This window comes from Bartonella sp. AP88HLJMH, from assembly GCF_042195605.1.
Lineage (GTDB): Bacteria > Pseudomonadota > Alphaproteobacteria > Rhizobiales > Rhizobiaceae > Bartonella.
In genome coordinates this window covers 1-2,976 of record NZ_JBHIOR010000053.1, presented here as the reverse complement: position 1 = coordinate 2,976, position 2,976 = coordinate 1, and the positions used below count along the sequence as shown (strand labels likewise).

1 pseudogene is annotated in these 2,976 nt (G+C 37.8%); it reads left to right on the top strand.

Features of this window, described 5'->3' with window-relative positions:
• Positions 1–1,417: 1,417 nt before the first annotated feature.
• Positions 1,418–2,976, top strand: a pseudogene (locus tag ACFIMA_RS09330) (portal protein); the annotation flags it as partial.

Here is a 2,976-nt window from a genome sequence, read left to right as displayed (position 1 = left end):
ATGGAGTAATGAATGCATATATACAAAACGTATCATATTGCAAGCGCTCTATGAGAGATATGAAAACTTATCAAAAGAAACGTAAATGTGCGTATGATCTTTAATCACTCATTTGAATGAGAGAACCTATAACGCTTGTTATGGCTATTAAACGTATCAAATAAATCAAAATGCTCGGTAGCTTTAACAATCCAATCAAAAGAACATGCATATTAAGTGAATATCTTATAACAAAACGGTTTTTTACATTTACGAGCATTGGTTTTTAAAAGCAGATTTTTATAAGATAAATAAACAAACGCTTTTATAAAATGTAAGGTTTGCAAGATTTTGCTCTGCTGTGAAAGCTAAATCTTAGTTTTCTCATAAATGAAACGTTTTTAAGAGCAAATGATAACTAAGTTATAACTGTTATAAAAAAAGTTTTAACGTTTCTTATAAAGATCTCATTTTATGTTTCAAACGTTTAAACGTGCATTTAAAGAGGTTCTCATAAGCGTATTTGTACTTTTCATTAAAACCTAATTTCTTTAAATATTAGCCGGTCCATTTTTGGAGGCATTATCTTAGAATAGAGCATTCTTTAAACATTACAGCTTTTGACTCAAAATTAAGTAAAAACCCATACCTTATGATGTTACAATGGTTTTGAAGTTTGTTTGCTTATCTTTGTCTTAATAGCTGCCCCCAAATTTGGAAAGAGCTCATTTGGTTTCGTATTTTTAAACTATAACTTTTAAAACGTTTTTAGTACCAAATCTAAAGTAGATAGTTATTCTACTGCCATGGCATTATTTGCCTCCATTTTTTTGTGGAAGCGAATAGTTCCATTCTTAAAGACTAGCCTGCAATCTATTCATTAAAAGGCTTTTCATTTCATAAGATATAGCATTTTGAATTTCATGACCTTTATTTCCTACCTCGGTAAAAAAATACCGTGGTTATAAAATCGATCTTGTCTTTAAATCCTTTTATGCAATCTTTAAAATGTTCGGTGTTATGATGATGCTGTTATGACAGCTCTCTATTTTGCGCTCGCCAATTTTGGCGAATGTTAATTTGCTCTTTTATGTGATTAACAATCCAATCTTTAAAACAAGATGTGATCTTTAAACGTATGTTATCGATATTTTCAAACGACTAAATTTAAAACAATGTGATTTGTGCTGTGATAAAAACGTATCATAAAATTTATGAACTGTTATGAATGATATCGGCTTTTCATTTCATTTGAATACACACATGCGTTATAATACTTACATCATGATTTGCTTTTTATGGTCTATTCATGCATGGCAATCTTATATCAAAAATGGTTAAATGAATCACGTATAAAAGTGTGGATTCTTAAGTGGATTCATATAAAATAATTTCACACAACCTATTGACTTTATTTCATTTTTTGATACGATAGCCTATCAGCTGGTACAAAGAAGATGTGGAGCATGTGAACAAATGGCGTGAACATGCGCGGGAGGATTTTGGTTTTTACAATGGTGATCAATGGAATGAAGAAGATTTATCGGCGTTAAAAAAGCAACGCCGCCCCGTTATGACTTTTAATCGTATTGCTCCGCTTGTGAATGCTGTTGTGGGTTCAGAACGCAACAATAAGCGAGAAGTGCAATTCATTCCTCGTCAAATAGGGAAGGCATTGCCAAGTGAATTGCTTACAGGAGCAGCAGAATGGTTTCGCGACATGGCACATGCTGAATATGCAGATAGTGATGCTTTCCAAGATGCTGTCATTTGTGGAATGGGGTGGACTGATACCCGCCTTGATTATGAGAACAGCCTCGATGGTGAACCGGTCATTACGCGTTTAGATCCTTTAAAAATGGTCTGGGATAGTGCGGCAGTGCAACCGAATTTAACCGATGCACAACGTTTGTGGTATGTAGACCGCAAGCCGTTAGAAGTAGCTAAGCAGATGTTTCCCAAATCTCATTGGACAGAGCTGAGTGCAGATTGGGCAAGGGATGGGAGCTCTCATGAAGGTGTTCACCATAATGATCTTGATTATTACAGTGATGAAGGGAGCATTGATGTTGAAAACGGTCGTCGGATGGTCACGCTTGTTGAATGCCGTTGGTTTGAAAGCGAGCGATATTACAAAGCGCCCGATTTAAGCACTGGAGAACTTCGTGATTATAGCGAAGAAGAATTTAAGCAGCTCCAGTGCATGATGCCCGATATCCAAGGGGCAGCTTTCAATAAAAAGGTTGTAAGACGTGCTTTTTTAGGGAGAAAGTTGCTTGAATCCCCCGATCAACCTTTAGTTCCAGCTGGTCAATTGGGTTGGGAGTGTATAACGGGGTATTTTGACAAGATAGAACGGCAATTTTATGGGGTTGTGCGCCCGACAAAAGATCCACAACGGTGGGCGAATAAATATTTCAGTCAAGTGATGTATATCCTTAATAGCCAATCCAAAGGGGGGCTTATTGTCGAGGAAGGGGCGTTTAAGGACATCAGGCAGGCTATGCAAGATTGGGCGCGGGCTGATGCGTTGCTAGTTGCTGAAGATGGCGCTCTTGCAGAAGGCAAGATACAACCAAAGCCTGTAGCACAGTTTCCAGAGGGCTTTTTCCAGCTGTTTAATGAAGCTAAGGAAGCAATTAATCAGGTGACGGGTTTATCGCCCGAATTCATTGGCACAAGAGAAGTGACACAAGCGGGTATTTTGGAGGCACAACGACGCCAATCCAGTTTAAATCTGCTTGCTTGTCTGTTTGATGGCTTACGTTTGTATCGCAAGCGGCAAGGTAAGATTATTTTGCACCTTATACAGAATTACTTGTCCGATGGGCGTTTGGTACGGATATCTGGTGAGGAGAATGCGCAATATATTCCATTGACGCGTGAAGAAGTAACGAGTGTCGAGTATGACATTGTTGTCGATGATGCTCCAACCAGCCCGAATGAGAAAGAGCGTACCTTTGGCATTATCACGCAATTATTACCGTTGCTTCAAAA